Annotated in this window: 19 protein-coding genes, 1 tRNA gene and 2 pseudogenes; 14 read left to right on the plus strand and 8 right to left on the minus strand. The window is 60.1% G+C overall.

The genetic code is table 11. The annotated features are described in order from the left end of the window. Positions 1-101 precede the first annotated feature (101 nt). Positions 102-1,706 carry a glutamine-hydrolyzing GMP synthase gene (gene guaA / locus BMF89_RS16410; RefSeq protein WP_078108147.1) on the plus strand — a complete coding sequence of 535 codons (1,605 nt, stop codon included), beginning with the start codon at positions 102-104 and terminating at the stop codon, positions 1,704-1,706. A 128-nt stretch (positions 1,707-1,834) separates the two neighbouring features. Further along, positions 1,835-5,986: pseudogene (locus tag BMF89_RS16415) on the plus strand (AAA family ATPase). 40 nt (positions 5,987-6,026) lie between these two features. On the opposite strand, the gene BMF89_RS16420 reads toward BMF89_RS16415, so the two are convergent. The 3 genes from BMF89_RS16420 to BMF89_RS16430 form a co-directional block, all read right to left on the minus strand. Further along, complete coding sequence (locus BMF89_RS16420; RefSeq protein ID WP_078108148.1) at positions 6,027-6,863, minus strand: RcpC/CpaB family pilus assembly protein; 837 nt, start codon at positions 6,861-6,863, stop codon at positions 6,027-6,029. 102 nt (positions 6,864-6,965) lie between these two features. Then, on the minus strand, positions 6,966-7,229 hold the full coding sequence (locus BMF89_RS16425) for an FmdB family zinc ribbon protein (RefSeq protein ID WP_059387425.1): 264 nt from the start codon (positions 7,227-7,229) through the stop codon (positions 6,966-6,968). A 156-nt stretch (positions 7,230-7,385) separates the two neighbouring features. Beyond that, entirely contained in the window at positions 7,386-7,991 is a 606-nt protein-coding gene (locus tag BMF89_RS16430) for a 5-formyltetrahydrofolate cyclo-ligase (RefSeq protein WP_139359708.1), read from the minus strand. A 117-nt stretch (positions 7,992-8,108) separates the two neighbouring features. Here BMF89_RS16430 and galU point away from each other — a divergent pair, with 117 nt between their 5' ends. Together galU and BMF89_RS16440 are read left to right on the plus strand one after the other, a co-directional pair. Next, positions 8,109-9,014 carry a UTP--glucose-1-phosphate uridylyltransferase GalU gene (gene galU, locus BMF89_RS16435; protein ID WP_078108149.1) on the plus strand — a complete coding sequence of 302 codons (906 nt, stop codon included), beginning with the start codon at positions 8,109-8,111 and terminating at the stop codon, positions 9,012-9,014. A gap of 54 nt (positions 9,015-9,068) precedes the next feature. Further along, positions 9,069-9,641: a GNAT family protein gene (locus BMF89_RS16440; RefSeq protein ID WP_171983522.1), complete on the plus strand. Its 573-nt coding sequence runs from the start codon at positions 9,069-9,071 to the stop codon at positions 9,639-9,641. 83 nt (positions 9,642-9,724) lie between these two features. Here the strand turns inward: BMF89_RS16440 and BMF89_RS22470 are convergent, their stop codons facing one another. Next, positions 9,725-9,898 (minus strand): hypothetical protein, encoded by a 174-nt coding sequence (locus BMF89_RS22470; protein ID WP_253190864.1) that lies wholly within the window; start codon positions 9,896-9,898, stop codon positions 9,725-9,727. Positions 9,899-9,949: 51 nt separating this feature from the next. On the opposite strand from BMF89_RS22470, the gene BMF89_RS16445 reads away from it, so the two are divergent. From BMF89_RS16445 to BMF89_RS16485, 9 genes are all read left to right on the plus strand, one after another. Beyond that, the gene (locus tag BMF89_RS16445; RefSeq protein ID WP_306873814.1) at positions 9,950-10,675 is read left to right on the plus strand and encodes a hypothetical protein; all 726 of its coding nucleotides are present in this window, start codon (positions 9,950-9,952) and stop codon (positions 10,673-10,675) included. Positions 10,676-10,696: 21 nt separating this feature from the next. Continuing rightward, positions 10,697-11,482, plus strand: a complete 786-nt coding sequence (locus tag BMF89_RS16450; protein WP_290439681.1) for an NAD(P)H-binding protein — start codon at positions 10,697-10,699, stop codon at positions 11,480-11,482. A 31-nt stretch (positions 11,483-11,513) separates the two neighbouring features. After that, positions 11,514-11,586: transfer RNA gene (locus BMF89_RS16455), tRNA-Ala, on the plus strand. A 649-nt stretch (positions 11,587-12,235) separates the two neighbouring features. Beyond that, on the plus strand, positions 12,236-14,674 hold the full coding sequence (locus tag BMF89_RS16460) for a type I restriction-modification system subunit M (protein ID WP_078108194.1): 2,439 nt from the start codon (positions 12,236-12,238) through the stop codon (positions 14,672-14,674). Between the two features lie 14 nt (positions 14,675-14,688). After that, entirely contained in the window at positions 14,689-15,954 is a 1,266-nt protein-coding gene (locus BMF89_RS16465) for a restriction endonuclease subunit S (protein ID WP_078108152.1), read from the plus strand. Between the two features lie 37 nt (positions 15,955-15,991). Beyond that, on the plus strand, positions 15,992-19,090 hold the full coding sequence (locus BMF89_RS16470) for a type I restriction endonuclease subunit R (protein ID WP_078108153.1): 3,099 nt from the start codon (positions 15,992-15,994) through the stop codon (positions 19,088-19,090). Then, positions 19,077-19,796 carry a SprT family zinc-dependent metalloprotease gene (locus BMF89_RS16475; RefSeq protein ID WP_078108154.1) on the plus strand — a complete coding sequence of 240 codons (720 nt, stop codon included), beginning with the start codon at positions 19,077-19,079 and terminating at the stop codon, positions 19,794-19,796. Before BMF89_RS16470 ends, BMF89_RS16475 begins: the two co-directional genes overlap by 14 nt. Beyond that, positions 19,797-21,557, plus strand: a complete 1,761-nt coding sequence (locus BMF89_RS16480) for an ATP-binding protein (RefSeq protein WP_078108155.1) — start codon at positions 19,797-19,799, stop codon at positions 21,555-21,557. Further along, positions 21,550-22,986 (plus strand): UvrD-helicase domain-containing protein, encoded by a 1,437-nt coding sequence (locus BMF89_RS16485; protein ID WP_171983523.1) that lies wholly within the window; start codon positions 21,550-21,552, stop codon positions 22,984-22,986. Before BMF89_RS16480 ends, BMF89_RS16485 begins: the two co-directional genes overlap by 8 nt. A 260-nt stretch (positions 22,987-23,246) precedes the next feature. Here the strand turns inward: BMF89_RS16485 and BMF89_RS16490 are convergent, their stop codons facing one another. The 3 genes and pseudogenes from BMF89_RS16490 to BMF89_RS22805 all read right to left on the minus strand — a co-directional run. Next, positions 23,247-24,266 carry a site-specific integrase gene (locus BMF89_RS16490; RefSeq protein WP_253190863.1) on the minus strand — a complete coding sequence of 340 codons (1,020 nt, stop codon included), beginning with the start codon at positions 24,264-24,266 and terminating at the stop codon, positions 23,247-23,249. A gap of 171 nt (positions 24,267-24,437) precedes the next feature. Next, entirely contained in the window at positions 24,438-24,653 is a 216-nt protein-coding gene (locus BMF89_RS22475) for a helix-turn-helix domain-containing protein (protein WP_078108158.1), read from the minus strand. A gap of 181 nt (positions 24,654-24,834) precedes the next feature. Next, positions 24,835-25,299 (minus strand): annotated as a pseudogene (locus BMF89_RS22805) (helix-turn-helix domain-containing protein); the annotation flags it as partial. Between BMF89_RS22805 and BMF89_RS16505 the strand changes: the two are divergent. After that, the gene (locus tag BMF89_RS16505; protein ID WP_253190855.1) at positions 25,267-25,698 is read left to right on the plus strand and encodes a hypothetical protein; all 432 of its coding nucleotides are present in this window, start codon (positions 25,267-25,269) and stop codon (positions 25,696-25,698) included. The pseudogene BMF89_RS22805 and the gene BMF89_RS16505 overlap by 33 nt on opposite strands. Here the strand turns inward: BMF89_RS16505 and BMF89_RS21725 are convergent. After that, positions 25,652-25,975 (minus strand): helix-turn-helix transcriptional regulator, encoded by a 324-nt coding sequence (locus BMF89_RS21725; protein ID WP_139359712.1) that lies wholly within the window; start codon positions 25,973-25,975, stop codon positions 25,652-25,654. The genes BMF89_RS16505 and BMF89_RS21725 overlap by 47 nt on opposite strands. Between the last annotated feature and the right edge of the window lie 34 nt (positions 25,976-26,009).

Consider the following 26,009-nt stretch of genomic DNA (forward strand, 5'->3'; position numbering starts at 1 on the left):
CCACGGCGGGCATTGTGAGATCGCTAACGTCGGGCTGGTTTCCCGGCTTCACGACCGGCTTCAAGGTGCACCGGGGCATCCCGGCAAAGTAGGCTGTTACGGTGACTACTCCCACCGCATCCTTCAGTTCTGAAGCTCAGACTTCCCAGAAGCCGGTGCTGGTTGTTGACTACGGTGCCCAGTACGCGCAGCTGATTGCCCGCCGCGTCCGTGAAGCGAATGTGTACTCGGAAATTGTTCCGCACACGTTCACCACCGAGCAGCTTCTGGCCAAGAACCCGGCAGCGATCATCCTCTCCGGCGGACCTTCCAGCGTTTATGCCGAGGGTGCCCCGAGGGTCGGCGCGGACCTTTTCGAGGCCGGCGTGCCGGTCTTCGGCATTTGCTACGGTTTCCAGGCCATGGCCAACGCGCTCGGAGGCAAAGTCGCGCAAACCGGTTTGCGCGAGTACGGCGCCACCGAGGCCACCACTGTCGGCGAAGCCCGGTCCATCCTTGCCGGCGTTCCTGATTCCCAGAACACCTGGATGAGCCACGGAGACTCGGTTCACGAAGCTCCTGAGGGCTTCGAAGTCCTGGCTACAACTGCGGGCGCACCTGTGGCAGCTTTCGCGAACGAAGAGAAGCATCTCTACGGCGTGCAATGGCACCCGGAAGTAAAGCACTCGGCGCACGGCCAGCAGGTTCTGGAGAACTTCCTGTTCAACGGTGCCGGCCTGAAGCCCAACTGGACCACGGGCAACATCCTCGAAGAGCAAGTGGACCGGATCCGCCGGCAGGTCGGCGATTCCAAAGTCATCTGCGGCCTCTCCGGCGGCGTCGACTCGGCCGTAGCCGCAGCCCTCGTGCAGCGCGCCGTGGGCGATCAGCTGACCTGCGTTTTCGTGGACCACGGGCTGCTGCGCGAAGGTGAAGCCGAACAGGTCGAACGTGACTTCGTTGCCGCAACCGGCGTCAACCTCTATGTCGCCAACGAGCAGGAGCGATTCCTGTCGGCGCTGGCCGGGGTCAGCGACCCCGAGACCAAGCGAAAGATCATCGGCCGCGAGTTCATCCGCGCGTTTGAGGAAGCCGAGCGGGCCATCATCGCCGAGGCCGCGTCCGAAGGCGAGAGCATCAAGTTCCTCGTCCAGGGCACCCTGTACCCGGACGTCGTCGAATCCGGCGGCGGCGAAGGTGCCGCGAACATCAAGAGCCACCACAACGTGGGCGGTCTTCCCGAGGACCTGCAGTTCGAACTTGTTGAACCGCTCCGCGCCCTGTTCAAGGACGAGGTCCGCGCAGTAGGCGCCCAGCTCGGCTTGCCCCAGGAAATCGTCGGACGCCAGCCGTTCCCCGGACCCGGCCTGGGTATCCGCATCGTCGGCGAAGTGAACAAGGAACGGCTCGAGCTGCTTCGCAAGGCGGACGCCATCGCGCGGGCCGAACTCACCGCGGCCGGACTCGATAACGACGTCTGGCAGATGCCTGTCGTACTCCTCGCCGACGTCCGCAGCGTTGGCGTGCAGGGCGACGGCCGCACTTACGGACACCCGATCGTACTGCGCCCGGTTTCCTCCGAGGACGCCATGACCGCCGACTGGTCGAGGCTGCCGTATGACCTCCTCGCCAGGATCTCCAACAGGATCACCAACGAGGTTGACGGGGTCAACCGCGTGGTACTGGACGTTACCAGCAAGCCGCCGGGAACCATCGAGTGGGAATAGCATCCTGAGTGACCGGTCCCTGTTAGAGGGACCGGTCACTTTGTTTTTCCCCTCAAATCAGGGGTAATTTGCCTTTCCATCAGTGTTGCGGTGCGGACTGCCGGTGGATTCCCGCTACCCTCGAAAGTATGCCGATTTGGTCCAAGTCGTCTCGAGCTAGAACAGAAAAGAAGGCAGCGGTGTCAGTAGGTCAAAGCCACGAAGAGAGCTCCGTAGAGCTTCGGAAATGGCTGTCCGGGCTCAAACCCGTGACTGGCGCGGACACCATGCTGCGCTTCGTCAAGACGCCGGAAGGGTCGATAGACCTTAGCAACGGCCACCCATCAGGCCTGGCGCAGCTCCTCGCGGGGCGCCGCACCCGGCTTTCCACCTTGATCCGGGACCGCCAGCAGTATCTTGTTGCCGCCCGGGCTGCCAGGAACCTTCGCTCAAAGATTTTCGAACTGGGAAACGACCGGGGGATCGACGCCGGTTACCTGTCCTGCGGCACGGTCGTGTGGACCTCGGCCGTGGGCGGAAAGCCCCAACGCGTCTCCGCCCCCGTCATGTTGGCCGCCATCTCACTCACGGCGCGGCCGGGCGAAGACGACTACGAGCTGCAACTCACCGAACAAGCGGGCATCAACCCCGCATTGGTCCGGCATTTGAAGACCGTCCATGGCATCGTCTTTGACGTCAATGCCGTGAGCCGTATGGCATACAACACCGCACGACTTGACCCCCTGCCGGTCCTTGACCGTCTTGCCACGCTGGTGCAGCCGATCCACGGTGCCGAGGTCACCCCGAATCTCCTCATCACGACGCTGGCAGATCTGTCCGGGAATTTGGAAGACCCCTGGATCAACGAGAACAGCAGCATCGTTGCATCGCTGTTCGAAGCCGCCAACGGCGGGGACGTGGAACCTGAGCCCATCAAGTCCGGAAGGTTCCCGAACCTCGACGAGCGGGACCCTTCTGAAGAGTCGCTCCTCCTGGATGCGGACTCGGACCAGCAGTACGTCGTGGATGCCGTGCGGGCAGGCGATTCGCTGGTGGTCAGCACCCCGCCAGGCAGCGGCCAGACGCAAACGGCCATCAATGCCATTGGCGCCCTCGTCAACGAGGGCAAATCGGTGCTCGTCGTGGGCGACCGGCGAGCGAGCCTCAACGGTCTGGCGGGCCATTTTGAAGCCCTGGGCCTCGAGTCGATGGTCTTCAGGCCGGGCAACGGTGCCACTCCGCAGCAGCTCAAGGGCCAGCTCGTCAGCGCCATCATCCGCAACGAAAAGTCGCTGGAACCCCAGCTTGCCAACCTGCGCAAGACCTTGACCGAGCACCGGCATGCCCTCATGGACCATGTCGCGTCTTTGCACAACGTACGCCAGCGCTGGGGATGCTCGCCCTACCAGGCCATGCAATCGCTCGCGGAACTGACCGCCATCCAACCCGCTCCCGCCACGACGGTGCGCTTGAAGCGCAGTGTCTTGGACAACATCAAGGACCGGGCTGAGCTGGCTGAAAGATTGCGACGCGCCGCCGAGCTTGGCAGCTTCAGCCGGGCATCGACGTCGAGCCCCTGGTATGGGGCGCGCCTGGTCACCCGCAAGGAGACCGAGGAAGCGCAGCAACTGGCCAGTAGCGCCGCGGAACAACTTCCCCAACTGCGGGAACGGATGAACCAGCTCGCGGAACACTCCGAAATCCGGCTTGGGGCGAACTTCGCCGAATGGGGCGCTCAGCTTGAGCTCCTGATGGCGGTACGGGAAAGCCTGGACAAATTCACCCCGGACATTTTTGACCGGCCGGTCCACGATCTGATTTCGGCTACGGCTACCTCCGCCTGGCGCCGTGAGCGGGGCCTTGAGATGCCCTCGATGCAGCGCTCCCGCTTGCGCCGCGTGGCAAAGGAATATGTGCGCCCGGGTGTCCACATTGCGGATCTGCACAGCTCCTTGGCTCTCGTTCAGGAACAACGGGCCCTGTGGTCCCAGTACGCCACTACCCAGCGTCATCCGGCAGTGCCATCCGGCCTCGCGGATTTGGGCGCCAGCTACCGCGAACTGGACAGGGATCTCCGCCGTCTGGGAGATTGCCTCAAGCACACGGCCGCCGGCGGCGACCTGCACGCGAGCCGTTACGAAGAGCTCGTGGAACGACTTGAGCGCCTTGTCGCCGACACGGGCACCCTGGAAACGCTTCCCGAGCGCACGCTTCTGGTCGAGAACATGCGCGAGCATGGGCTCGCCGAGCTTCTTGCGGACTTGGCCGAACGGGAAGTGCCTGCCGAATCCGTTGCCGCGGAACTGGACCTTGCCTGGTGGCAGTCCGCCCTCGAAGCAATGATCAGCGGCGACGACTACCTCGCGATGTCCGACGGCGATTCCCTTCGCCGGCTTGAAGCCGAGTACCGTCTGGCGGACCACGCGCACATCGCCAGTGGAGCTGCCCGGCTGCGGTGGAGGCTCGCCGAAATGTGGCGGGCCGGAATCGCTGAACATCCCCGCCAATCGGAACTCCTGCGGAACCTGATCAAAGATGGCCGCGTAACCCTCTCGGCGCTGAGCGCCCAGGCACCTGCCCTCGTAGCCCGGCTCGTTCCCGTGTGGTCCATCAGTCCGTACTTGCTAACCAGCCTCCTGCCTGCCGAACAGAAGTTCGATGCGGTGGTGATTCTCGATGCCGAGAGCACGTCCTTGCAGGCTGTGCTGCCTGCCATCGCGCGAGCCCACCAAGTGATTGCCTTCGGCGACGCGAAGATCGGCAACGCCCGCACGTTCAGCGTTGCGGTGGAGCCGCCCATGGCCGGTGCCGCGAGCCAGGACACCGTGGACAGTGCGTTCAGTGCCTTGGCCCGGGTCCTGCCCACGTGGCAGTTGAACTGGGTGTATCGGGCGGTTGACGAGGACCTCGTGCTGCAGTTGAGCAAGAACTACTACGACGGCGGCCTGCGTCGATTGCCGGACGGCCAGTCCGTCACGGGGCTGGACCGCTCGGTGGTGGTTGAATACATCCCGGACGGCACCGGCCTGCCTGGCGCCGACCACGAGGGTGTCGAATCTGTCGCCGCCGAAGTGAACCGCGTAGTTGACCTGGTGTTTCAACACGCCAGTCTCCGGCCGCGGACCTCGCTCGCCGTGGTCACCGCAAGCCTGCGCCATGCCGCAAGGATCGGCGAAGCCATCCGGCTCCAACTTCCCAACTATCCGCTGCTCTCGGGTTTCTTCAACGCCGGCGCGGAGTCCTTCCGTGTGGTGGATCTGGAGCGCGCGCAGGGACTGGTCCGCGACCACATCATTTTCTCGCTGGGCTTCGGGCGCACCCCGCATGGCCGGGCGCTGCACAGTTTCGGCCCCCTGTCCGTCGAAGGCGGGCGAAACAAATTTGCCCTGGCTATGACCCGCTCCCGAAGGTCCATGCACGTCCTGAGCTGCTTCCGTCCGGAAGACCTCGATCTTGACCGGCTGGCCCACGGCGCCGTCGACTTCCATGAACTCCTTGACCGTGAACTGTCGGGGAACTCCGATCTGGGGACTCCGGCCACCAGGGCAGCCGCCAGCGAGCAAGCGCTCGGCGAGGATCCGTTGGTGGCGGATCTGGGCGAGCGGCTCCGAGCCCGGGGAGCGCGCGTGTGGCACCACTATGACGGGGTCCTGGACATCGCCGCGGCGGCCGATCCCGTGCACACGATCGGCCGGGATGACAGCGAAATGCCTACGCCGGTGGCCATTGAATCGGATGGCACGGAACGATACCGCCGCATGAGCGTCAGGGAGCGCAGCAGGCTCCGGCCACAGCTCCTGGAACGCCTTGGCTGGCGCTACATGTCGCTGTGGACCATCGAAGTATTCACGGATCCCTCGTCCTGCGCGGATCGCATTGGATCCTATCTGGGACTCGAGAAGCCTGTGGCGCCATCGTATGGTGATGTCCAGGATGGATTCCTGGACATCGATGTTGAACAATTGGAACTGAATAGCCAGGCGGAACCCTCCGCGGCCAGGTCCAGCGGCGCGCAAGGCGCTGGCTCGGGTCCGGCTATCCCCTAAGGAAACGCAATGGCGGAAAGCAAAAGCACTCATTCCAGGCCGCCCGCGGACACCAGTGCCGGAGCGGCAGACGCTGATACCGAGTTGGCCACGCAGGAGAAGGCAGAAGTGAAGCCCGCACCGGAACGGAAGCCGGCAGGAGAAGGTATTCTGCCCAAGAAAGCTTCCGAGGACGATCCGCGCCGTTGGGGCGATGAATCCAGCTACGACCATGACGCTTGGCTGAAGGAACAAAGGCCCCCGCACTGGGGCTGAATGGACCATCATGGTGGTGACTCTCCGGCGGGGTTTCGCACTACCGGTTACCTGGGGGACTGACGAGGACAAAGAACAGTTTCCCGCGTGTGGAAGCCCCGGCCAGGATTTCGGCCTGTTGCGGATTGGCAGCGACAACCACAAGGCCGTCCGCCTCGCTCGTGCCCAACCATTGGCCGGCCGTGCCTCCCTGTGCGGACGTCCACAAAACCGGGACCGCAGCCGCCAGGAGTTCTGATTTCCTGCCGGGCCCTTCGAACCCGTCGGCCGCGGTGAGCACAACGTTGACCAATTGGCCCGGCGAGATGAGTTGAATAGAAGCGCGATCGGCCATGCGCAGCGGAACGGCCGCCGTCGCGGGTGCGGTGCCGGTCAGCAGGCCGGGTCCCAGGATCTGCGCGTCTGTGGGGATCTGCCCCTTCTGCAGGGGCGAGGCGAGCTGCTTTCCCCTATAGGCAGTGCCGGGGGTGAGCGCCCCGGCTGGGATTCCGGCAGGAAGGACTTCGAGTGGTTTGAGGTCGGAATCAGTCAAACTGGACCCCGCAGGAAGATCCCGCTCGGCGGCCAGGACGATGGCTCGCTGCTCCGAAGCAGGAGTCAATTGATGGACTGCGACCCCGACCGCCACGCATAGCAGGAGTGCCACCACGAGGCGACGGTTGCGGTTCAGCCAGCTAGCGAAGGTGCGGTGCTTGTACTGTCTCTTGGGAGGACCCAAGTGGCCTCCGGCTTTGGAGGGGAAACCCCGAAGGCGGCGGGTGTGGGACGCGGCAATCGGCCCCAGCAGGCTATTGCGTGGAATCGATGAAGGCCTGGTTGGACCGAAGCCAAGCGATGCTGAACCGGGGCCTTGGGAAGCGTTCGGGGTTGCGGGCATGCTGCCACGCTAACCGGGCACTAAGGCGCATGGCAGGGCCTTACTGAGCTATGTGGAAACGGCGAGCTATGTGGAAAACCGGGGGCAACTGGAACCCAGGAATCAGCTCGCGGCAGCCGCAGGAACGGACGCCGGAGCCGGAGATGCGGCAGGTGCCGCGGGAGCGGCCGAAACAGTACTTCCCTTGGAGTCCCGGGAGTCGGTGCGGTAGAAGCCCGATCCCTTGAAAACAACGCCCACGCTGTTGAACTTCTTGCGCAACGATCCTTGGCACTCAGGGCAGTCGGACAGGGAGCTGTCCGTGAAAGCCTGAACGATGTCAAAGGCATGTCCGCAGTCTTTGCAGGCATAGGCGTAAGTGGGCACTGGTGATCCTCCTCCGGGACGAACTGCAGGTCCTGTGCTGCCGGGGCGGATTGTTCCGTCCATTAGCAGTCCCAGGGCCTGAGTGCCAATTCTATCATCCGGCGTCGGGACCGGTACTACGGAATGTGGCGAAGCAGACAGGCCGGTAAAGCCTCATCATGCGGGCCGAACGAGCTGGACGATCCGGTGTGGGGTGAGTGCCTCCGCCACCGGCTTGTCGAACGGTTCGGCCGGGATCGTCCCCGCAGGCAGTACTTCATGGTCGTAGACGACGGCCACAGTCGGCGGACGGTTCCCGTCGGCGTCGAGCTTGTCGAGGAGCCGGTCGTAGTAACCGCCCCCTTGGCCGATGCGGTTTCCACCCTCATCGACGGCGGTGGCCGGCAGGAAGATTCCGGTCGCATCCTTGACGACGTCACTGTCGAAACGTTCGCCCGCCGGCTCGTCGATCGGGGCATACTTTGAGCGGACAAAAGCGGTCTCCGGTGTCCAATAGACCCAGCTCAGACGCCGTTCCGGTTCGCACACGGGAAGGAGGATCCTGTGCCCGGCCGCATGGAGCGCAGCGAGCAAAGGCATGGTGGGCGGCTCGGCAGCCACTCCGAGATAGGCCGCGAAAGTCGCGGGTCTCCCATGGGCAACACCAGCCGCCCATGAAACGCCCCGGCGGGCAATCCCCGCTCCAGCCTCTGCGCGCTGTTGCCCGGTCAAGGAGAGCCGGCGCTTGCGGTGGTCCCGGCGGATGTCGTCTTTCAAAGTCACTTTTGCTCCATTTCCCGCTGCTGTGCGGCTCAGGGATGGGGAAGGAACGGTGTGCTCCTTTGGGTCCGGCCCGTTCCTTTTTGCCCATTGTCCAGTTACTTCCGTTAGATTAGTCCGGTGACTTCCAATAACTGCGCCGTCCGCAAGGCCGTTATCCCTGTAGCCGGACTCGGCACCAGGTTTCTGCCTGCCACTAAAGCCATGCCCAAAGAGATGCTCCCGGTAGTCGACAAACCGGCCATCCAATATGTTGTCGAAGAAGCTGTGAGCGTGGGACTCAATGACGTCCTCATGATCACAGGCCGCAACAAGCGTGCGTTGGAAGACCACTTCGACCGGGTACCGGCTTTGGAAGCGACGCTGGAGGCCAAGGGAGACATCACCAAGCTAGACTCAGTGCAGGCCACGAGCAACCTCGGCGACATTCACTACGTCCGCCAGGGCGACCCCAAGGGGCTGGGACACGCAGTGTTGCGTGCAAAGCAGCACGTCGGGTACGAACCTTTCGCGGTTCTTCTCGGCGACGACCTCATCGACGCCCGGGACACGCTCCTCAGCGACATGATCGAGGTCCAGCACAAAACCGGTGGATCCGTTGTGGCCCTCATCGAAGTCGAGCCCTCCCAGATCAGCGCCTACGGCTGCGCGGACATCGAGGACATCGGTGAAGACGGCTACGTCCGCATCAAGCAACTTGTCGAAAAGCCTGCGGCCGACGAAGCTCCGTCCAACCTGGCCGTGATCGGCCGGTACGTACTCCACCCCTCGGTGTTCGACGTTCTCGAGAAGACCGAACCGGGCCGTGGGGGAGAGATCCAACTGACGGACGCCCTTCAGGTCCTGGCTGCCGGCGAGGGTGAGGGCAGCGGCGTCTACGGAGTCGTCTTCCGTGGCCGTCGCTACGACACCGGAGACAAGCTCAGCTACCTCAAAGCCTGCGTCCAGCTCGCATGCGACAGCGAAGACCTCGGGCCTGGACTGCGGGAGTGGCTGCCGGGCTTTGCCGCCGGCCTCAGCAAGTAGGTCCTTGTGTGGGGGTCGGCCATATGGCCGGTGACGCTCGAATGCGGCGACCTCATGTTGCGTCCCATTCATTACCGGGACAAGAAGGAATGGACCGAGGTCCGCTCACGCAACAGTGATTGGCTGGCGCCTTGGGAAGCCTCCAACCCGGCCCCGGGTGGTCGCCTGCCCAACTACCGGCAGATGGTGGCTTCCCTCAACGCCCAGGCCCGGCAAGCGAGTGCGCTCCCCTTTGTGATCACGGAGCGTATTCCTGGATTCCAGGAGCCTAGGATCGTAGGGCAGTTGACGGTCTCTTCGATCATGTGGGGATCGGCGATGACGGCCACGCTTGGCTACTGGGTGGACCAGGCCCGGGCCGGCCGCGGAATAGCTCCCACTGCGGTTGCCATGGCCACCGACCATTGCTTCAAAGCCCTTGGCTTGCACCGGATGGAGATCAACATCAGGCCGGAGAACGGGCCGAGCCTGCGAGTTGTCGAGAAGTTGGGATTCCGCGACGAAGGGCGCCGCGAGCGTTTCCTTCACATCAACGGAGAATGGGCTGACCATCGAAGCTTTGCGTTGACCTCGGAAGAGGTCCCCGGAGGCTTGCTGGCCGCTTGGCTTCGGCACGGAGCCAACTAGCCGCTTTCGGCGAATAAGGGTCATAAGTCCATTGATTTGCCGACTCTCCGACGACACACCGTTGGCAATGCGGTGGCCTCCGGCTATTTGCTTCTACGGTTTTGATTGTGGACTTCCCTCTCAGCAGCTCGGTGATATTGGTCATTGCTGTCGCGCTGTGGATCGTTTGGGTTGCGCCATACATACTGCGGAATCGTCGCCAGCACATCCAGATGGCCGGTGACTTCCCAACAGATGTTATTGACGAAGACGCTCATGAACTGCAAGCCGGGGTGGTTCTGTCAATCACCCCTCGGCAGGAGAAAGCAATGGAAACCATGCAGAGCACCGCAACCGCATTGCCCGAGGTATCGGCCGGCGCCGGCGAACGGCGTGATGCTGCATCGGAAACAGCGGTCTTCAAAGTCAGATACGGGCGCTGTGCCCTTGCCCTTGCTGCCGTTCTCCTGCTGCTCGCGGCTGCCGTTTCCGGCGTCCTCCGCATTCTTGGCCTCGTTTCCGCGTGGCTGCCGCTGGGATGCATAGTCGGCGTGGTCGCGACCGTCTTCCTGCTTCGCCGACTGGCCATCCGGGACCGCAGGGCGAAGATGAACAAGGCCTTCCGGAACGCGATGGCTCCTCCAGCCGAGAGCCCCCGCGCAAGCGCTCCTGCAACGGACCGTCCGGCGACCAAGATTTTCGACGCCGAAGCCCACGCCCGTGAAGCGACGCGCCTGACCGCCGTCGAACTTCGTCAAGCCGCCCTCAATGTTGCTGTCGCCGCCGGCGACAACACAGTCCGGTTTACTGCGGAATCCAAGGAAGCTGAATGGCAGCCCGTGGACGTCCCCAAACCAACATACGTCGATGCCGCCAAGGCGCCGCGGCCCGCCCCCGAGCCCCTTGACCTGCCTGAGGCTCCCAAGCCCCTCGGCAAGCCGACGTTGAAGCCAGCCAGCGCACCGTCCGCGGGCGCGTCGGTCCAGGCGCAGCACGGCAAGCCCCAGAGTGGCCTCAGCAACCTCGACGACGTCTTGCAGCGCCGCCGGGCATAACCTCCAGTGACTACCGTCTGCGTGGCAGGTGGCACGGGACAAGTGGGCCGTGAAGTCGTCCGTTTGGCGCTCGACGCCGGGCTCGACGTGACGGTGCTGAGCCGCCGCCCGCCGTCGGGCGCGTCACCAGTCCATCACGACGGCGCGCGCTACTTTCAGGCTGACGTCACCACAGGTGCCGGGCTGGCCGAAGCCCTGCAGGGGGCCGATGTGGTGATCGATTGCTTGGAAGGGCAATTCGGAAGAGCGCGGAGGAAATTCGCCGACGGCGGCGCGCGCCTGCTCGCCGCGGCCACCGTTGCGGGAGTCCGAAAGGCCGTTCTCCTCTCGATCATCAATTGCGACCAGAGCAGCGCGGCGTTTTATGTCTCCAAAGCAGACAAGGAGCGGGTCTACGCACTCTCGTCGCTGGAGACGGTTGTTGTGCGGGCCACCCAATTCCACAGCCTCGTGACGGTGGTTTTCCAGGCGGGCTCGAAAGTCCGCCTCATTCCGGTCTTCAAGGGCGCGCGCTTTCAAACGATTTCGCCGGCGGATGTGGCGTCCGAGTTGCTTGCCGAGGCGTTGCGTGAGCCTTCAGAAGAGCGGCACCGGACGCGAACCATCGGCGGACCGGACATCCGGACCATGCGCGAACTCGCTGAGATCTGGCGCAAGGCGTCGGGCCGTGCCGGGCTTCTCGTGGAGGTGCCGTTGCCGGGGGAGATGGGCAGATATCTTCGGAACGGGCTGAATCTGGTCCCAAGCCAGCGGACCGGGACAGACACGTTCGAGTCCTGGTTGGCAAAGCGCGAAGATAGTTTGTAGCCTAGGGGCACTGGCAATGCACAGTTGACCAGGGGCTATAGCTCAGTTGGTAGAGCGCTTCGTTCGCATCGAAGAGGTCAGGGGTTCGAATCCCCTTAGCTCCACAGTGAAGGCCCTTTGACCTGCGGAAACGTGGGGGCGGAGGGCCTTTTACGTGGCTGATATGGGGGCTCACCCGACGTTTACCCGACGTTTTGGGATGAAAACTTGTGGCAGACGACGCCGATCTTTGAAGGTGCTCCTTTAGGTCTGAGGCCGGCTGCGGACTCGATTTGGCCATTCCGAAAATCGAGGCTGTTGCTCCCGACCTTTTCCGGGTACGGCTAGTCACCTTCGAAAACGAAGCTCAACGAAAGCCGGTGTCCCAATCGGAATCTCAACGGTCCTGTCAATCCACCATGCGCGCTCAGAGAGCAACCTGGTTGCCTGGCTGTCCTACGTATTGCCGGCGTAGACCAGAAGCAGGGTAGGACGGCGCTGCCCGAGCGCTTTGAGGGGTCATGGGCGAGTAGACCGACCAGTTGCTCGGGTCTTCCCTCGCATGCGCTCCCTTGTACGACGACACCTTCCCGGCGGTGCAGCCTAGCGTGCCCGGTAATGTCAGAGGCAGCAAGTACGTTGGTATCAAGTGTTATGCGTCGCCCCGCGACTGCGACGGGGCAAATGGAGTGAATGAATGAATAGCGTGTGCCAACAGAACTCAACCGGACATCAGCCGGTAGCCGAGGCTACCCGATCGGCGGTGGCGTGGTAGTGGCTCTCAAAAAGTCGGACCTGTACAGCTCGCTTTGGAAGAGCTGCGACGAACTGCGTGGTGGCATGGATGCCAGCCAGTACAAGGACTACATCTTGACGATGCTGTTCGTGAAGTATGTCTCAGACAAAGCTAAGACCGATCGGAATTCGCTGATCGAGGTCCCTGCCAGAGGCTCATTCGACGACATGATCGCACTCAAGGGCGACAAGGAAATCGGCGACAAGGTCAACAAGATCATCGCCAAGCTCGCTGAAACCAATGACCTGCAGAAGGTCATCGACCTCGCCGACTTCAATGACGAGGAAAAACTCGGCAAAGGCAAAGAGATGCAAGACCGGCTCTCCAAGCTAATTACCATCTTCCAGGAACTTGACTTCCGTGGCTCCAGGGCTGAGGGCGACGACCTCCTTGGGGACGCCTACGAATACCTTATGCGTCATTTCGCCACTGAGTCCGGCAAATCAAAGGGACAGTTTTACACGCCGGCAGAGGTCTCACGCGTGCTCGCGAAGCTAATCAGCGTGACTCCGGATACGCCGCGTTCAGCCACGGTCTACGACCCGACCTGTGGGTCCGGTTCGCTGCTGCTTAAAGTTGCGGCCGAATCACGCAACGGACTGACTGTCTATGGCCAGGAGAAGGACAACGCCACGTGGGCGCTGTCCAAAATGAACATGATCCTGCACGGCAATGAGATCGCTGACATCCGCAAGGGCGATACGATCACCAGCCCGCAGTTCACCAAGGGCGGCAGCCTCGATACTTTCGATTTCATCGTGGCCAACCCGCCGTTTTCTCTCAAGTCTTGGAGCAACGGCCTGGAGAACGAATTCGGCCGCTTTGAATACGGCACACCACCTGAAAAGAACGGTGACTACGCATTTCTTCTCCACGTCCTGAAATCGATGAAGAGCAGGGGCAAGGCCGCGGTCATCCTTCCCCACGGTGTCCTTTTCCGCGGCAACGCGGAAGCCACCATCCGCAAGCAACTCCTAAAGCGTGGCTTCATTAAGGGCATCATTGGCCTTCCTGCCAACCTGTTCTATGGCACCGGCATCCCGGCCTGCATCATCGTGCTCGACAAGGAAAACGCCCAAAGCCGCACTGGCGTCTTCATGATCGACGCGTCCAAGGGCTTCCTGAAAGACGGTAACAAGAACCGCCTTCGTTCCCAGGACATGCACAAGATCGTCGACGTCTTTACCAAGCAGGAGGAACTTGTGCGCTATTCGCGCATGGTGCCCCTATCTGAGATTGGCAATGACTCCAACGACTTCAACCTCAACATCCCGCGCTACATCGACTCCTCCGAACCTGAAGACGTCCAGGACCTTTATGCGCATCTGCACGGTGGTATCCCGAACCGCGACATTGATGCCCTAAGTGCTAGCTGGGACGCCTTCCCGTCGCTGCGGCAGCAGTTATTCAAGAACACCGATCGTGTGGGATACAGCGAACTGATCGTCGATATCTCGGAGGTGCAGCAGGCCATCCTGGATTCGGATGACTTCTCCGGATTCTTCGACAACGTCCGCGCTGAACTTGCGGCTTGGCACACCGCTCACCGCGCTGTGCTGGAATCAATCGACGAGAACACGAAGCCCAACGATCTAGTCGTCGAACTAGGCGACGACCTGCTATCCCGCTTCAAAAGCACGGCACTGCTGGATGAGTACGACATCTATGAGCAGCTCATGACGTACTGGCATGGCACGATGCACGACGACATCTTCCTGGTCATGCACGAGGGCTGGCTGAACGCAGCCAAACCACGCAAGACCATCGAAGACAAAGACCGCAAGATTTCCGAAACCCCGGATCTCGTGGTCGGAGCGGGCCGATCGGCTGTCAAGTTCAAGATGGACTTGATCCCGCCCGCTTTGATCGTGAACCGCTTCTTCGCGAAGGAGCAGGCACACATCGACGAGCTGACTGCCGTCGCGGACCAAGCTGCTCGCCAGATCGAGGAGCACACGGAAGAGCACGCCGTCGAAGAGGGGCTCCTCGCCGATGCCATGGACGATGGCAAGATCAGTAAGGCCCTAGTCACTGCACGACTCAAAGAGTCCAAACGTGAACACGGCGACCCGGAAGAGATCGAAACCCTTGAACACCTGCTCAGGCTCTATAACGGTGAAGTAGCAGCCAAGAAGCTTGCCAAGGACGCACAAACCAAGCTTGACAGCAATGTCCTCGCCCAATACGGCAAGCTCACAGAACAGGGCGTGAAGGAGCTGGTTCTTGACGACAAGTGGCAGCAGTCCATCGCCAGTGGCATCGCCGGAGAAATTACGAAGCTGACCTCCAATCTGTTGGCCCGAATCAAGGAGCTTGGCGAGCGGTACGACGAAACGGTCGGTGATATTGAGGCAAAAATCGAAGTATTCAGCGCGCGGGTCGCCCTGCATCTGTCAGACATGGGGGTCAAATACTAATGACCTGCGAACCAATGGTTGACGAAGTATTGGAAAAGCGACCGACAATCGACTGGAAAAAGCTTTGCCTCCGCGATGTTGCAACCTTCGCATCAGGAACAACACCATCACGCGCTCGCCAATCTGAGTATTTCGACGGCGGAACGTTTCCTTGGGTCAAGACTATGGACCTCAATAACTCGAAAGTGTTTGCCACAGACGAATGCGTGACGGAACTCGCATTCAGGGAAACCTCGCTAAAGCTGAATCCATCAGGGTCGGTGCTTGTGGCTATGTATGGGGGATTTCAGCAGATCGGTCGAACAGGCATTCTTACGATGAATGCCGCCGTAAATCAGGCAATTTCAGTAATCAATCCTGATCCTAAGTACTTGTCGCCTAGTTTCTTACTATATGTTCTAAATTTCAGGATTGACTATTGGAAGACGGTGGCCAGCAGCAGCCGGAAGGATCCGAATATCACAAGTCAAGACGTAAGGAACTTTGTTCTTTTAGTGCCTCACATTTCAGAACAGAAAGCCATAGTAGAAGTTCTGGATGACATCAATGCTGTTATCTCCTCCTTGGAGGCCCTGCTTGCAAAGAAGCAAGCAATCAAGAAAGGCATGATGCAGATGCTTCTCACCGGCCAGACACGTTTGCCCGGATTCTCGGGAGACTGGACATCGCTCCACGTTGCTTCAAATTCAACCCTAAAGGCACGGATCGGATGGCAAGGACTTACCACCGACGAATATAGGTCCGATGGTGAGTGTCGGCTTGTAGGAGGCACAGAGTTCTCCGATGGGCGAGTTGACTGGAGTCGGACGCCGTTTGTCGACAGGTGGCGTTATGACCAAGACTCTGGAATCCAACTGCGCCAGGGTGACGTTCTCCTGACGAAGGATGGCACAATTGGGAAAACTGCCTTCGTTGATGAACTGCCCGGCCCATGCACACTGAATAGCGGTGTCTTTGTGATTCGGCCCACCAGGAAGGCGTATAACTCGCATTTCCTCTACTACATGCTCCGCTCCAAGAGGTTTGACGAATTTCTTTCAAGGCTTACTGCGGGATCGACTATTTCCCATCTGTATCAGCGCGACCTCGTGGGTCTCCTTCTGGATGTTCCTCCGACGTTGGAGGAACAGGGCGCCATCGCAAAGACACTTTATGGCGCTGATGCAGAGCTACGAGCATTGCGTGGTCGGCTCTCCAAAGCACAGTCACTCAAGCAGGGAATGATGCAAGAACTCCTGACTGGCCGTTTGCGATTGCAGTCCGTGGAGGCCACATCATGAGGCAGGATATTGAACGTATCTTTGGGGGAAATGAATTATGAGCACCGTTGGACAGATTGAACGTAGGACGCAGGACCGAGTAGTCGAGCTGTTTGAGAAGCAGCTTGGCTACGAGTATCTCGGTAGCTGGGAACAGCGCCAGGATAACTCGCACATAGAGACCAGCCTGCTCGAGCAAAACCTCCTGGCTCGTGGCTACGACAGCAACCTGTCCAACAGGGCGATTGAACAACTGAAGAAGTCGGCTTCCCTTGGTGGTGGCCGCAACCTGTATGAGGCGAACCGAGAGGTGTACGAGCTGGTTCGCTATGGGGTGAAGGTCCGACCAGGGATCGGGGAGCAGACTGAGACCGTCTGGTTGGTTGACTGGCACAATCCCGAGGCCAACCACTTTGTGGTCGCCGAGGAAGTCTCCATCAAGGGCGAGCACTCCAAACGCCCCGACGTTGTCCTGTACGTCAACGGTCTGGCGCTCGGCGTCATTGAACTCAAGCGTTCCAAAGTGGCCGTTTCTGAGGGTATCCGCCAGAACATCGGCAACCAGAAGAAGGACTTCATCCGCCCCTTCTTCACCACGGTGCAGTTAGTCATGGCCGGCAACGACGTCGAAGGTCTGCGCTACGGCGTCATCGACACCGCCGAGAAGTACTGGCTGGAATGGAAAGAACCATCCGACATCGAGGAGCCGCTCGATCGTGCGTTGGCGCAAGTGTGCTCCAAGGAACGATTCCTCGAAATCATTCACGACTTCATGGTCTTCGATTCAGGCACCAAGAAGACGTGCCGCCACAACCAGTTCTTTGGCGTCAAAGCTTCCCAAGAGCGCATTGCTAGGCGTGAGGGCGGCATCATCTGGCACACGCAGGGATCGGGCAAGTCCCTGACCATGGTGTGGCTGGCCAAATGGATCCGCGAACACCAGACGCTGGGCGACAAGCAAGCACGTGTTCTGATCATCACTGACCGTACTGAACTGGATGACCAGATAAAGAATGTCTTCGCCGGAGTCAACGAAGACATTTACCGAACCACGTCCGGAGCGGACCTGATCGGGGTCTTGAACAGCCATGACCCGTGGTTGGTCTGTTCACTTGTCCATAAGTTCCGCGGTGGCGATGATGATTCGGCGCAGGACGATGCCGACGGTGACTTTGTCGCCGAACTGAACTCAAGGATCCCGGCCGGGTTCTTCGCCAAGGGCAACGTGTTCGTCTTTGTCGACGAGGCCCACCGCACACAGTCCGGCAAGATGCACAAGGCCATGAAGCAGCTGCTGCCCGGTGCCATGTTCATCGGTTTCACCGGCACGCCGCTCCTGAAAGCCGACAAAGCGACAAGCATCGAGACGTTCGGCAGCTTTATTCACACCTACAAATTCAACGAAGCGGTCGAAGACGGTGTCGTCCTGGACCTTCGCTACGAGGCCCGCAACATCGACCAGGACCTGACATCGCCAGCCAAGATAGATCAGTGGTTCGATGCGAAGACCAAGGGCATGACGGATCTGTCCAAGGCCGAGCTGAAGAAGCGTTGGGGCACCATGCAGAAAGTGGTCAGCTCCGAACCGCGCGCCAAGCAGATCGTCAATGACATTTTGCTCGATATGGAGACCAAGCCCCGTCTGATGGACGGGCGCGGCAACGCCATGCTCGTGAGCGCCAGCATCTACCAGGCCTGCAAGTTCTACGAGATGTTCCGCCAAGCCGGGTTCAAGGGTAAGTGCGCAATTGTCACCAGCTACAACCCGCAGGCCGGCGATATCTCCAAGGAGGATTCGGGCCACGGAGCCACCGAGAAGCTGCGCCAGTACGACATCTACCGGCAAATGCTGTCAGACCACTTCGACGAACCGGCCGACCAGGCTGTGGCAAAGATCGAACAGTTCGAGAGAGACGTCAAGGAACGGTTCATCAAGGAACCAGGCCAGATGCGCCTGCTCGTCGTGGTCGACAAGCTCCTGACGGGTTTTGACGCGCCGTCGGCGACATACCTGTACATCGACAAGTCCATGCGCGATCACGGCCTTTTCCAAGCCATCTGCCGCGTCAACCGCCTCGACGGTGACGACAAAGACTACGGCTACATCGTCGACTACCAGGACCTCTTCAACTCCCTGGAAGACGCGATTACCGACTACACATCCGGGGCGCTCGACGGCTACGAAAAGACCGACATCGACGGACTGTTGAAAGACCGTGTCCAGCAGGCCCGCGAAGATCTCGAGGAAGCCCTTGAGCGCGTCCGCGCTCTCTGTGAGGCCGTTGAACCGCCCAAAGGAACGCTGCAATACCAGCACTACTTCTGCGCCGTTGACCACGGCAATGCGGAGCAGATCAAACGCAACGAAGCCAAGCGAGTCGAGCTCTACAAGTCGGTTGCAGGTCTCACCCGTAGCTATGCAGTAATTGCCAACGACATGGCGGAGGCCGGCTACTCAGATGCAGAAGCATCCGGTATCAGCAAAGAAGTCGCTCACTACGCGGCCGTCCGTGACGAGGTAAAACTCGGCGCTGGCGAAAACGTTGACTTCAAACAATATGAAGCTGGCATGCGGTTCCTCCTCGACACCTACATCCATGCCGATGGCTCCGAATTGGTCGCTGACTTCCAGAACGTGGGACTCGTCCAGCTGATCGTCCAGGAAGGCGCCGGTGCGATCGACAAACTCCCGGCTGGAATCAGGAAGGACCCTGAAGCGGTGGCCGAGACCATTGCCAACAACATCCGGAAGGTCATTGTCGACGAGCGCGCCATGAATCCGAAGTACTACGACAGCATGTCTAGTTTGCTCGATGCCATCATTGAGCAGCGTCGCCAGGGTGCCTTGGGCTATAAGGCATACCTCGAGCAGCTCATTGCCCACGCGAAGAAAGTCGGTTCAAAAGAATCCGACACGGTCTACCCTGACTGGGCCGTCAACGGAGCTCAGCGAGCCATCGTCGATTTCGGCTGGACTGATCTCGCCACCCCGATCCAGATCGACACCGCTGTGCGTCTCAGCAAGCCACACGACTGGGTTGGCAACAAGATGAAGGAGAAGGTCGTCGCCCGGGCCATACAGAAAGTCCTGCCCGATGGCTTCGACAGGTTCAGCGAACTCTTTGATCTGGTAAAGGCGCGCAATGAGTACCGCTAGCCCGTACCTCACCGTCTCCGGCATCGATGTCGACGTTATCTACAAGAACATCAAGAACCTGCACATCGCCGTCTACCCTCCTCTTGGCCGCGTCCGCGTGGCTGCTCCCGAGCGTCTAGACGATGACGCCATCCGCCTGGCTGTTGTGCAACGCCTGCCGTGGATCAAGCGGCAGCGCGAACAGCTTAGGACAGCCGTCCGTCAGTCCGAGCGAGAGATGGTTGCAGGGGAGTCCCACTTTGTTTGGGGGAGACGTTACCGACTCCAGATCGTCGAATCTAAGGGTCGGACTACCTTCGCAACCGCAGGTGCACGCCTTCGGTTGTCGACCCGTGCCGAGAGCACAGCCGAACAGCGATTAGCAGCATTGGAACGCTGGTATCGGCAGCAACTCAAGGACGCGATCCCCGAACTTATCTCCAAATGGGAGCCTGTTGTTGGCCGACAGGTGCCCAAGTGGACCGTCCGGCGCATGAAGACAAAATGGGGTACGTGCAACCGGGAGTCCGGACACATCTGGCTGAATCTGGAACTGGCCAAGAAGCACCCGCGCTGCCTGGAGTACATCGTGGTCCACGAGATGACTCACTATCTGCAGCGGGCCCACGATGATGCGTTTACTGAACTGATGGACAAGTTCCTGCCGGACTGGCGGGCGAGGCGTGATGAGCTGAATTCTGCGCCGCTGAAGCAGGAGGAATGGTAGTTGGAAGTTCGTCGGGTTGAGATTGAAAACTACAAGGGTATCAAGTCGTTGGACTTCCGCATCCCCAAGGATCAGCGCTTTGTGTGCCTGGTAGGTCCGGGGGACGCTGGAAAGTCAACGGTTCTCGAGGCGATTCACCTAGCCGTGAGTGATCGATGGAATATCACGGTCTCCGATACCGATTTCTACAACTGCGATCCAAGCAGCTCGATTCGGATCAGGGTCACAGTGGCCGATCTGGACGAACGACTACTCAGAGAGAATGCCCTTGGGTTGTGTCTCAGCGGAATTTCCGAGGACGGCACCATGCATCGGGATCCGGCCGACGGCACAGATCCGTGCGCGATCGTGCAGCTCGAAATTGATGCATCCTTGGAGCCACATTGGACTGTGGAGCGCTACGGTGAACCGGATTCCGGCCAAGTACTTAGCGCTTCGGTCCGGCGCGCGTTTGCCGCGCTTAGAGTTGACGAACGAATTGACGTACATCTTCGGTGGACCCGTACCTCTGCGCTTGGCCGCCTGTCAGGACAAGCTGGTGGCACTACGTCTGCGATGGCTGAAGCCGCCAGGGCGGCACGCATGGCCATTGAGAATTTGGAGTCATCAGAACTAAGCCAAGTGAGCCAAAGCGTCCAGGCTCGGTTTCACGCTGTCGGAGGCGGCGACTTTGAGGCCATACGACCGGGGCTCGACACCTCGTTGTCGTCCGCTGGTGGAAACTTGGCCCTTTATGAGGGAGGTGTTCCGCTGACCAACTATGGATTAGGCACCCGTCGCCTTGCCGGTGTAGCGGTGCAGCAGTTGGCTGCGGGCAGCAGATCGATCGTCCTCATAGATGAGGTCGAGTACGGCCTTGAGCCTCATCGACTGGTTAGCTTTCTCCGACACCTCAAGGCTGATCCAGTGATCAAGCAAGTCTTCGTGACAACACACTCACCGATTGCCGTAGAACAAATGGCTACAACCGATCTCGCGATCATCCGTAGCGGCACGGACCAAACGACAGCCGCTTTCCTTGACGCCAAGTCGAGTACAACAACCAGGCTTCAGCGACAGCGCCCATCGTCCTTTTTGGCTCGGCGACTGGTAGTGGTGGAAGGAAAGACCGAGGAAGGCTTCCTGTTGCAGCTCATTGAGCACTGGGATTCTGAACGTCTGGACCGTGGGGCCAGCACTGCGGCCGGACGCGGCGTGGTTATCCAGGATGGACAGGGCGGCAGTGATGCTCCACCGCGCGCCGCAGAGTTCCAGAAGCGAGGATATGAGACGGCCTTGCTGCTGGACAATGATGACCGCAGCATCGATAAGGCGGTTCGGCGAGCTGAAGAAGCAGGCTCTACGGTTTTTCGATGGACTGAAGGGTTCAACACCGAGACGGAAGTTGTCTCGGAACTGACTACACGGGACCTGACCAGTCTTCTGCAATTGGGCATCTCTGTCCGCCGTAATGAGGCAACTGTGCGCAATGACCTCCTTACTTCTGGCCTGCCGGACGTCGTCACAGGGCTGGATGTAGACCATTGGGTGGAGTACTGCGACGTCTCCCTTGAGGACGCCCGGCAATTCATTGGCGCTGCAATGGTTGAAGCGGAATGGTTCAAGGGCGTCGATCAGGGTCGAGAACTTGGCGAATGGGTGATGACGAATCGCAGTTCGTTTTCGAACACAGATCTGGCGGCAACGCTTCATGGCCTGAAGACATTCATCTACGGTGACCTCGGGCTGGCGCCAGACGTTGCGGGTGACAGTGTTGGATAAGGAGCTGAAGTTGCTGGCCGAGAGGGTGTTGGCGGCAGCTCCCGCGAGTCTGGAGATGCCAGCTGGCACCGGAAAGACGCACCTTCTCGCGGCCGTGGCGGCTAGGGCGACAGCGAATGAGCAAAGGTGCCTTGTTCTCACGCATACCAATGCTGGTGTTGACGCGCTCAGAAAGAGGCTCCGAGCCTTTGGAGTTTCACCATCCATGGTCGTCGTCGACACGATTGCAAGTTGGGCCTTCACGCTCGTGAGAAGTTATTCGGAGCTGGCCGGCGTTTCTGTCCCTTCGACGCCCGACTGGTCGAAGTCGGGTGCCTATCTTACGGGAGCCATCAAAGTCGCGGCGGCCGATGCGGTCAAACAAGTCCATAGGGCAAGCTTTCAGCTTCTCTTGGTTGACGAGTACCAAGACTGCTCCATGAGCCAGCACGAATTCATTCTTAATCTTCACAAGGCCGTGCCCCAGGCTCTGGTCTTCGGGGACAGGCTCCAGGGGATCTTCGGATTCGATCCAGAAGATCCCCTTGTTGACTGGGAAAGCTCCGTGTTTCCCTCTTTCCCCCTTCTCGACATGGACCATGTCCCGCACAGGTGGAGGGAGCACAATCAAGACCTTGGCCAATGGATCCTCGAAATTCGCGGCGGGTTAAGGGATGGAGCGATCGTCGATTGGTCCCAAATGCAGGTGCCGGGGCTTGCCTGGGTCGATTCTAGGCACACAGGGCTTGCAGAAATCGCCTACGCATTTCGAAACTTCGATGAATCTGTCGTTCTCCTGGACAAATGGGCCGGAGACGTTGCAAATCATGCAAGTCGACTCGGCGGAGCTTACACAGTCATGGAGGACATTCAAGGCAAATTCATGCACGAAGAACTTCAAAGCCTCGCCCGTGTGTCCCCTACTGACTACGCCTTCTGGCTTGCGTCGTTTGCCAAGAAGTGCTTCACGGGGCTGGCTGGAATAGACCAAACGGTCCTCCGGAGACTGAAGGCAGGTTCGGTGGCGTCTGAACTCAAGCGCGACGGAATTGAGCCCATCTTGGTGTCACTGGATGAACTGCGTGCCAGGCCATCGTTAGCTCTATTGGTAGCGACGGCCGGTGCCTTTGAGCACACGAAGGGCGTTCGGATCTATAGGCGAGAAGCATGGAAAGACGCGATCTCGGCCCTCAGCGCGGCGTCGGCTAGCTCCAATTCGCCAGCCGACGAACTCTCGATGATTCGAGACAGAGTCAGGCGCGTTGGGCGACGGGCACATGCGCGCGTTGCGTCAAGAACTTTGCTTGTAAAAGGACTCGAATACGATCACGTGATTATTGCGAATGGCGACAAATTCAACGACCCGGAGAATCTGTACGTTGCGCTGAGTCGGGCTCGAAAGTCGGTAACGATTCTCAGTTCCAGGCCATCAGTGATACTTGGGCAATAGTCCGCGCCCGGACTCGCCGAGGTTCCGAAGGAGGGCCCGTCACCCTGATTGCCGTCTAATACAGCCGTGTAAGGGCTCGTATTATTCCCCGTGCCGGGTGATTTCCGAGTAGCCCCTGTTACCCCAACGATGAAGGTACTCTGTCATGAGGCAACACTAAGTCAGAGGGCTGTGTAGCGCCTGTTTGACATCCGTGAACTTATCGAGACCGACAATCCGTCACCCCTTTTCAGGATTTCCTGGTGGCGTGCGGCCCCGTTCTAAACCGTTGGACCGTTGTCACGTTCCTGGCCACCAAACCGCTCAAGTGTATCGGTAAGGTCCGGTGACTCGGTCGCCTTGGCGATGTAGTGCTTTTCGGTAATGGCAGTTCCTGAATGGCCGAGCTGCGCAGCGGCATGTTTCGAGCTGTATTCCTTGTCGATGAGCGTTGCTACTGACTTTCGAAATACGTGTGGTGTCACCCAGTCATAGGGCGAGCCGGCGCGCGCGTCCCGCCACTGCCTGCGGAAGTTATGAGGACTTCGCACGGTTCCAGTGGACGAGGGAAACAGCATATCTTCGGGCATGGGCTGTTCCGCCGCGTGCTTGCGCTCGAGCGTGTGCGCGGCGAAGGGGGGTATCTTCATGGTCCTGAAACCGGCTTTTGTCTTGGGATGGTCCTGCCGATAGGCGCTTCGGCCTTTCTCCATGACAACTGTCCCAGAAATCGTGATTGTTGGTGGCTTTGCTTCCAGGTCGATGTCTTGCCACCGGATGGCAAGGACCTCGCCAATGCGAGCGCCGGTTGCGAGGAAGATGTCCAGCACGTCAAGGAGATCTGATGCCCGGGGGCGCCCCTTTTGGGCAGGGTCGTTCTGCCAGTCGCGAATGATCGAGCGGAGCTTCTGAACGTCTTTTACGGATAGGGCTTTGACGTTCTTCGTCGCTATCTTGATGGGTCCGACGTCACGGATCGGATTGCTGTGGAGGGCATCGTGTCTTACGGCCAGCCCGATGATTCCTGTGAGAACAATCTTCGAGTGGCGCGCGGTGGCCGGGTGGTCAACGGCAACGCTCTTCAAGAAACGGTCGAGCCGGCCGGTAGTAAGTTCATTCAGTCGCAGCCCTGATAGCGCAGGTGCTATGACGCGCTTGTAGGTGTCGTTGTAGCCGTCGATCGTCCGCCGACCGGCGCGGCCGCTGCTTTCGATTTCGGCGAACCACAGAGCGCTGAGCTCCGACAACCGCATGCTGCGGTTGATCTCAGATTTGATCGGGGCTTGCCGGTCCTTGAGCATCGTCACGAGAACCCGTTCTGCAGCGGCGCCGGTGTCACCCCAGGCTTCAGCAGCCCGAGTTATTCCGTCCGTGTCGCGGTATCTGGCAGTAGCCCGCCATCTGCCGCCTGGGACCTTTTGGCGGCGGATTTTGCCCCAGGTTCCCAATGGAAGCGGTGGTCTTGGGGACATCTAGGATTCCAAGCGCGAGGACAACCATGAGTTGAAGTCACTACGGCTGATCCGGAGATGGCGGCCGATTCGGTAGGCGCGGGGGCCGAGGTGCTTCACCCGCCACTGATAAAAGGTCTGCTCGGGAATCTGCAATTGGGTGCAGATGTCCTTCGGGGTCAGCCATTGTTCTTCGGCAGTTTCTGTCGTGATTCTGCGTTCTGGTGTCGTTGTCATCAGTGTCTCCGTCGTGTCCGTGGGTTGACCGCTGGCAGAAGGACCAGCCGTGTTCCTCGTTCATGGGAACGGACGGGCTATGCGGCATGACGGTGTTGTGGAAGCTTGCGCCCAGGTCATTGATTTGACCCTGGACTCGTTCGGGGGAGGCATCAAACTCCCGGGAGGATCGTTGCACGAGGCCGACCCGATGCAGCAAATTGAGATGGCGGCGGATCGTGGACGTCGAAGTCTGCAGACCACTCGATATTTCCGTGCACGTGGCCGGTCCGTTTCTGACCAGGAACCGGACGATCTGGCTTCGCGTTTTGTTCATCAGGATGTTCGACATGGAGACCAGCTGCCAAGAGTATTTTGAACCTGCTGCTGTAGACGGGTCTACACCAGCAGGGTACGCCGTGCGAAGTCTTGATGGAAGAGAAACGCGGTAAGCACCATTTTTGATTGCCCGGGCATACCACCCACGGAATACTGGGACACAGCAAGACTCCGGTTCGAGCTGAGCCGGTCGGTGCAGACATCTGACGATCAGGAGTGGGTAATGCGGCAAGATGGGGCACGACGCGGCGACTCGTCGTCTCCCCAAGCGCAACTTGCTCGCCGTCTGAATCTGTTGCTCGACGTCGTCGTTGCCGAGCGCGGGCATCCGGTGACTTTCAAGGAAGTTCAAGAGGAACTAGCCGCCAGGGGCATCAAACTCTCCCGCGCCCGCTGGTTCTACATGAAGGAAGGGTCCGGCCGTCTGGTGACAGACCCGGTCCTCTTGACCGGCCTGTGCGACATCTTCAATGTCGACCCCTCCTATTTGGCGGGCCGTGACGACGCGCTCCCGGATCGCATCGACTCGCAGCTCGAGTTCGTCAAGTCGCTGCGTGCCGCCCGGGTCAAGTCTTTTGCTGCCAGGACGTTGGGTGATGTGTCACCGGAAACGCTGCGCGCGATCTCGGAGTTCCTCAACAAGGATATTGGCCTCCATCCTGAAGGGGAGCGCGCTGCGGCTACTCCTCCAGCAGATACTGAAGATGAGCCGCCAGCAGTTCCTTGATCCGCTCAGGGTTGGCTGAGTAGCGCGGTGATCGGCCGTGTCGACGGCCTGGTTCAACATCGACGACGATCGCTCCCGACTCTTCGAGAGCCAGTAGGTGTTTGGCCACGCTGGGCTCGCCCGCGCTCACCGCGTCCACGATGTCTCCACGCGTTGCCGGGCCGTGCGCTGAAAGGTACCGGAGGATTTCATTCCGGGATCTGTTGCCGAAGGTCGCGACGGCAGCCTCGACGTCGGCCGACCATGCGCCGTCGTGAGGCTGGGTAATCCGTGGCATGGATCCATTCTGGTCGAACTCGGGGAAAAAAGTA

The organism is Arthrobacter sp. SRS-W-1-2016 (assembly GCF_002009585.1).
In the GTDB taxonomy this organism is placed as follows: domain Bacteria; phylum Actinomycetota; class Actinomycetes; order Actinomycetales; family Micrococcaceae; genus Arthrobacter; species Arthrobacter bambusae_A.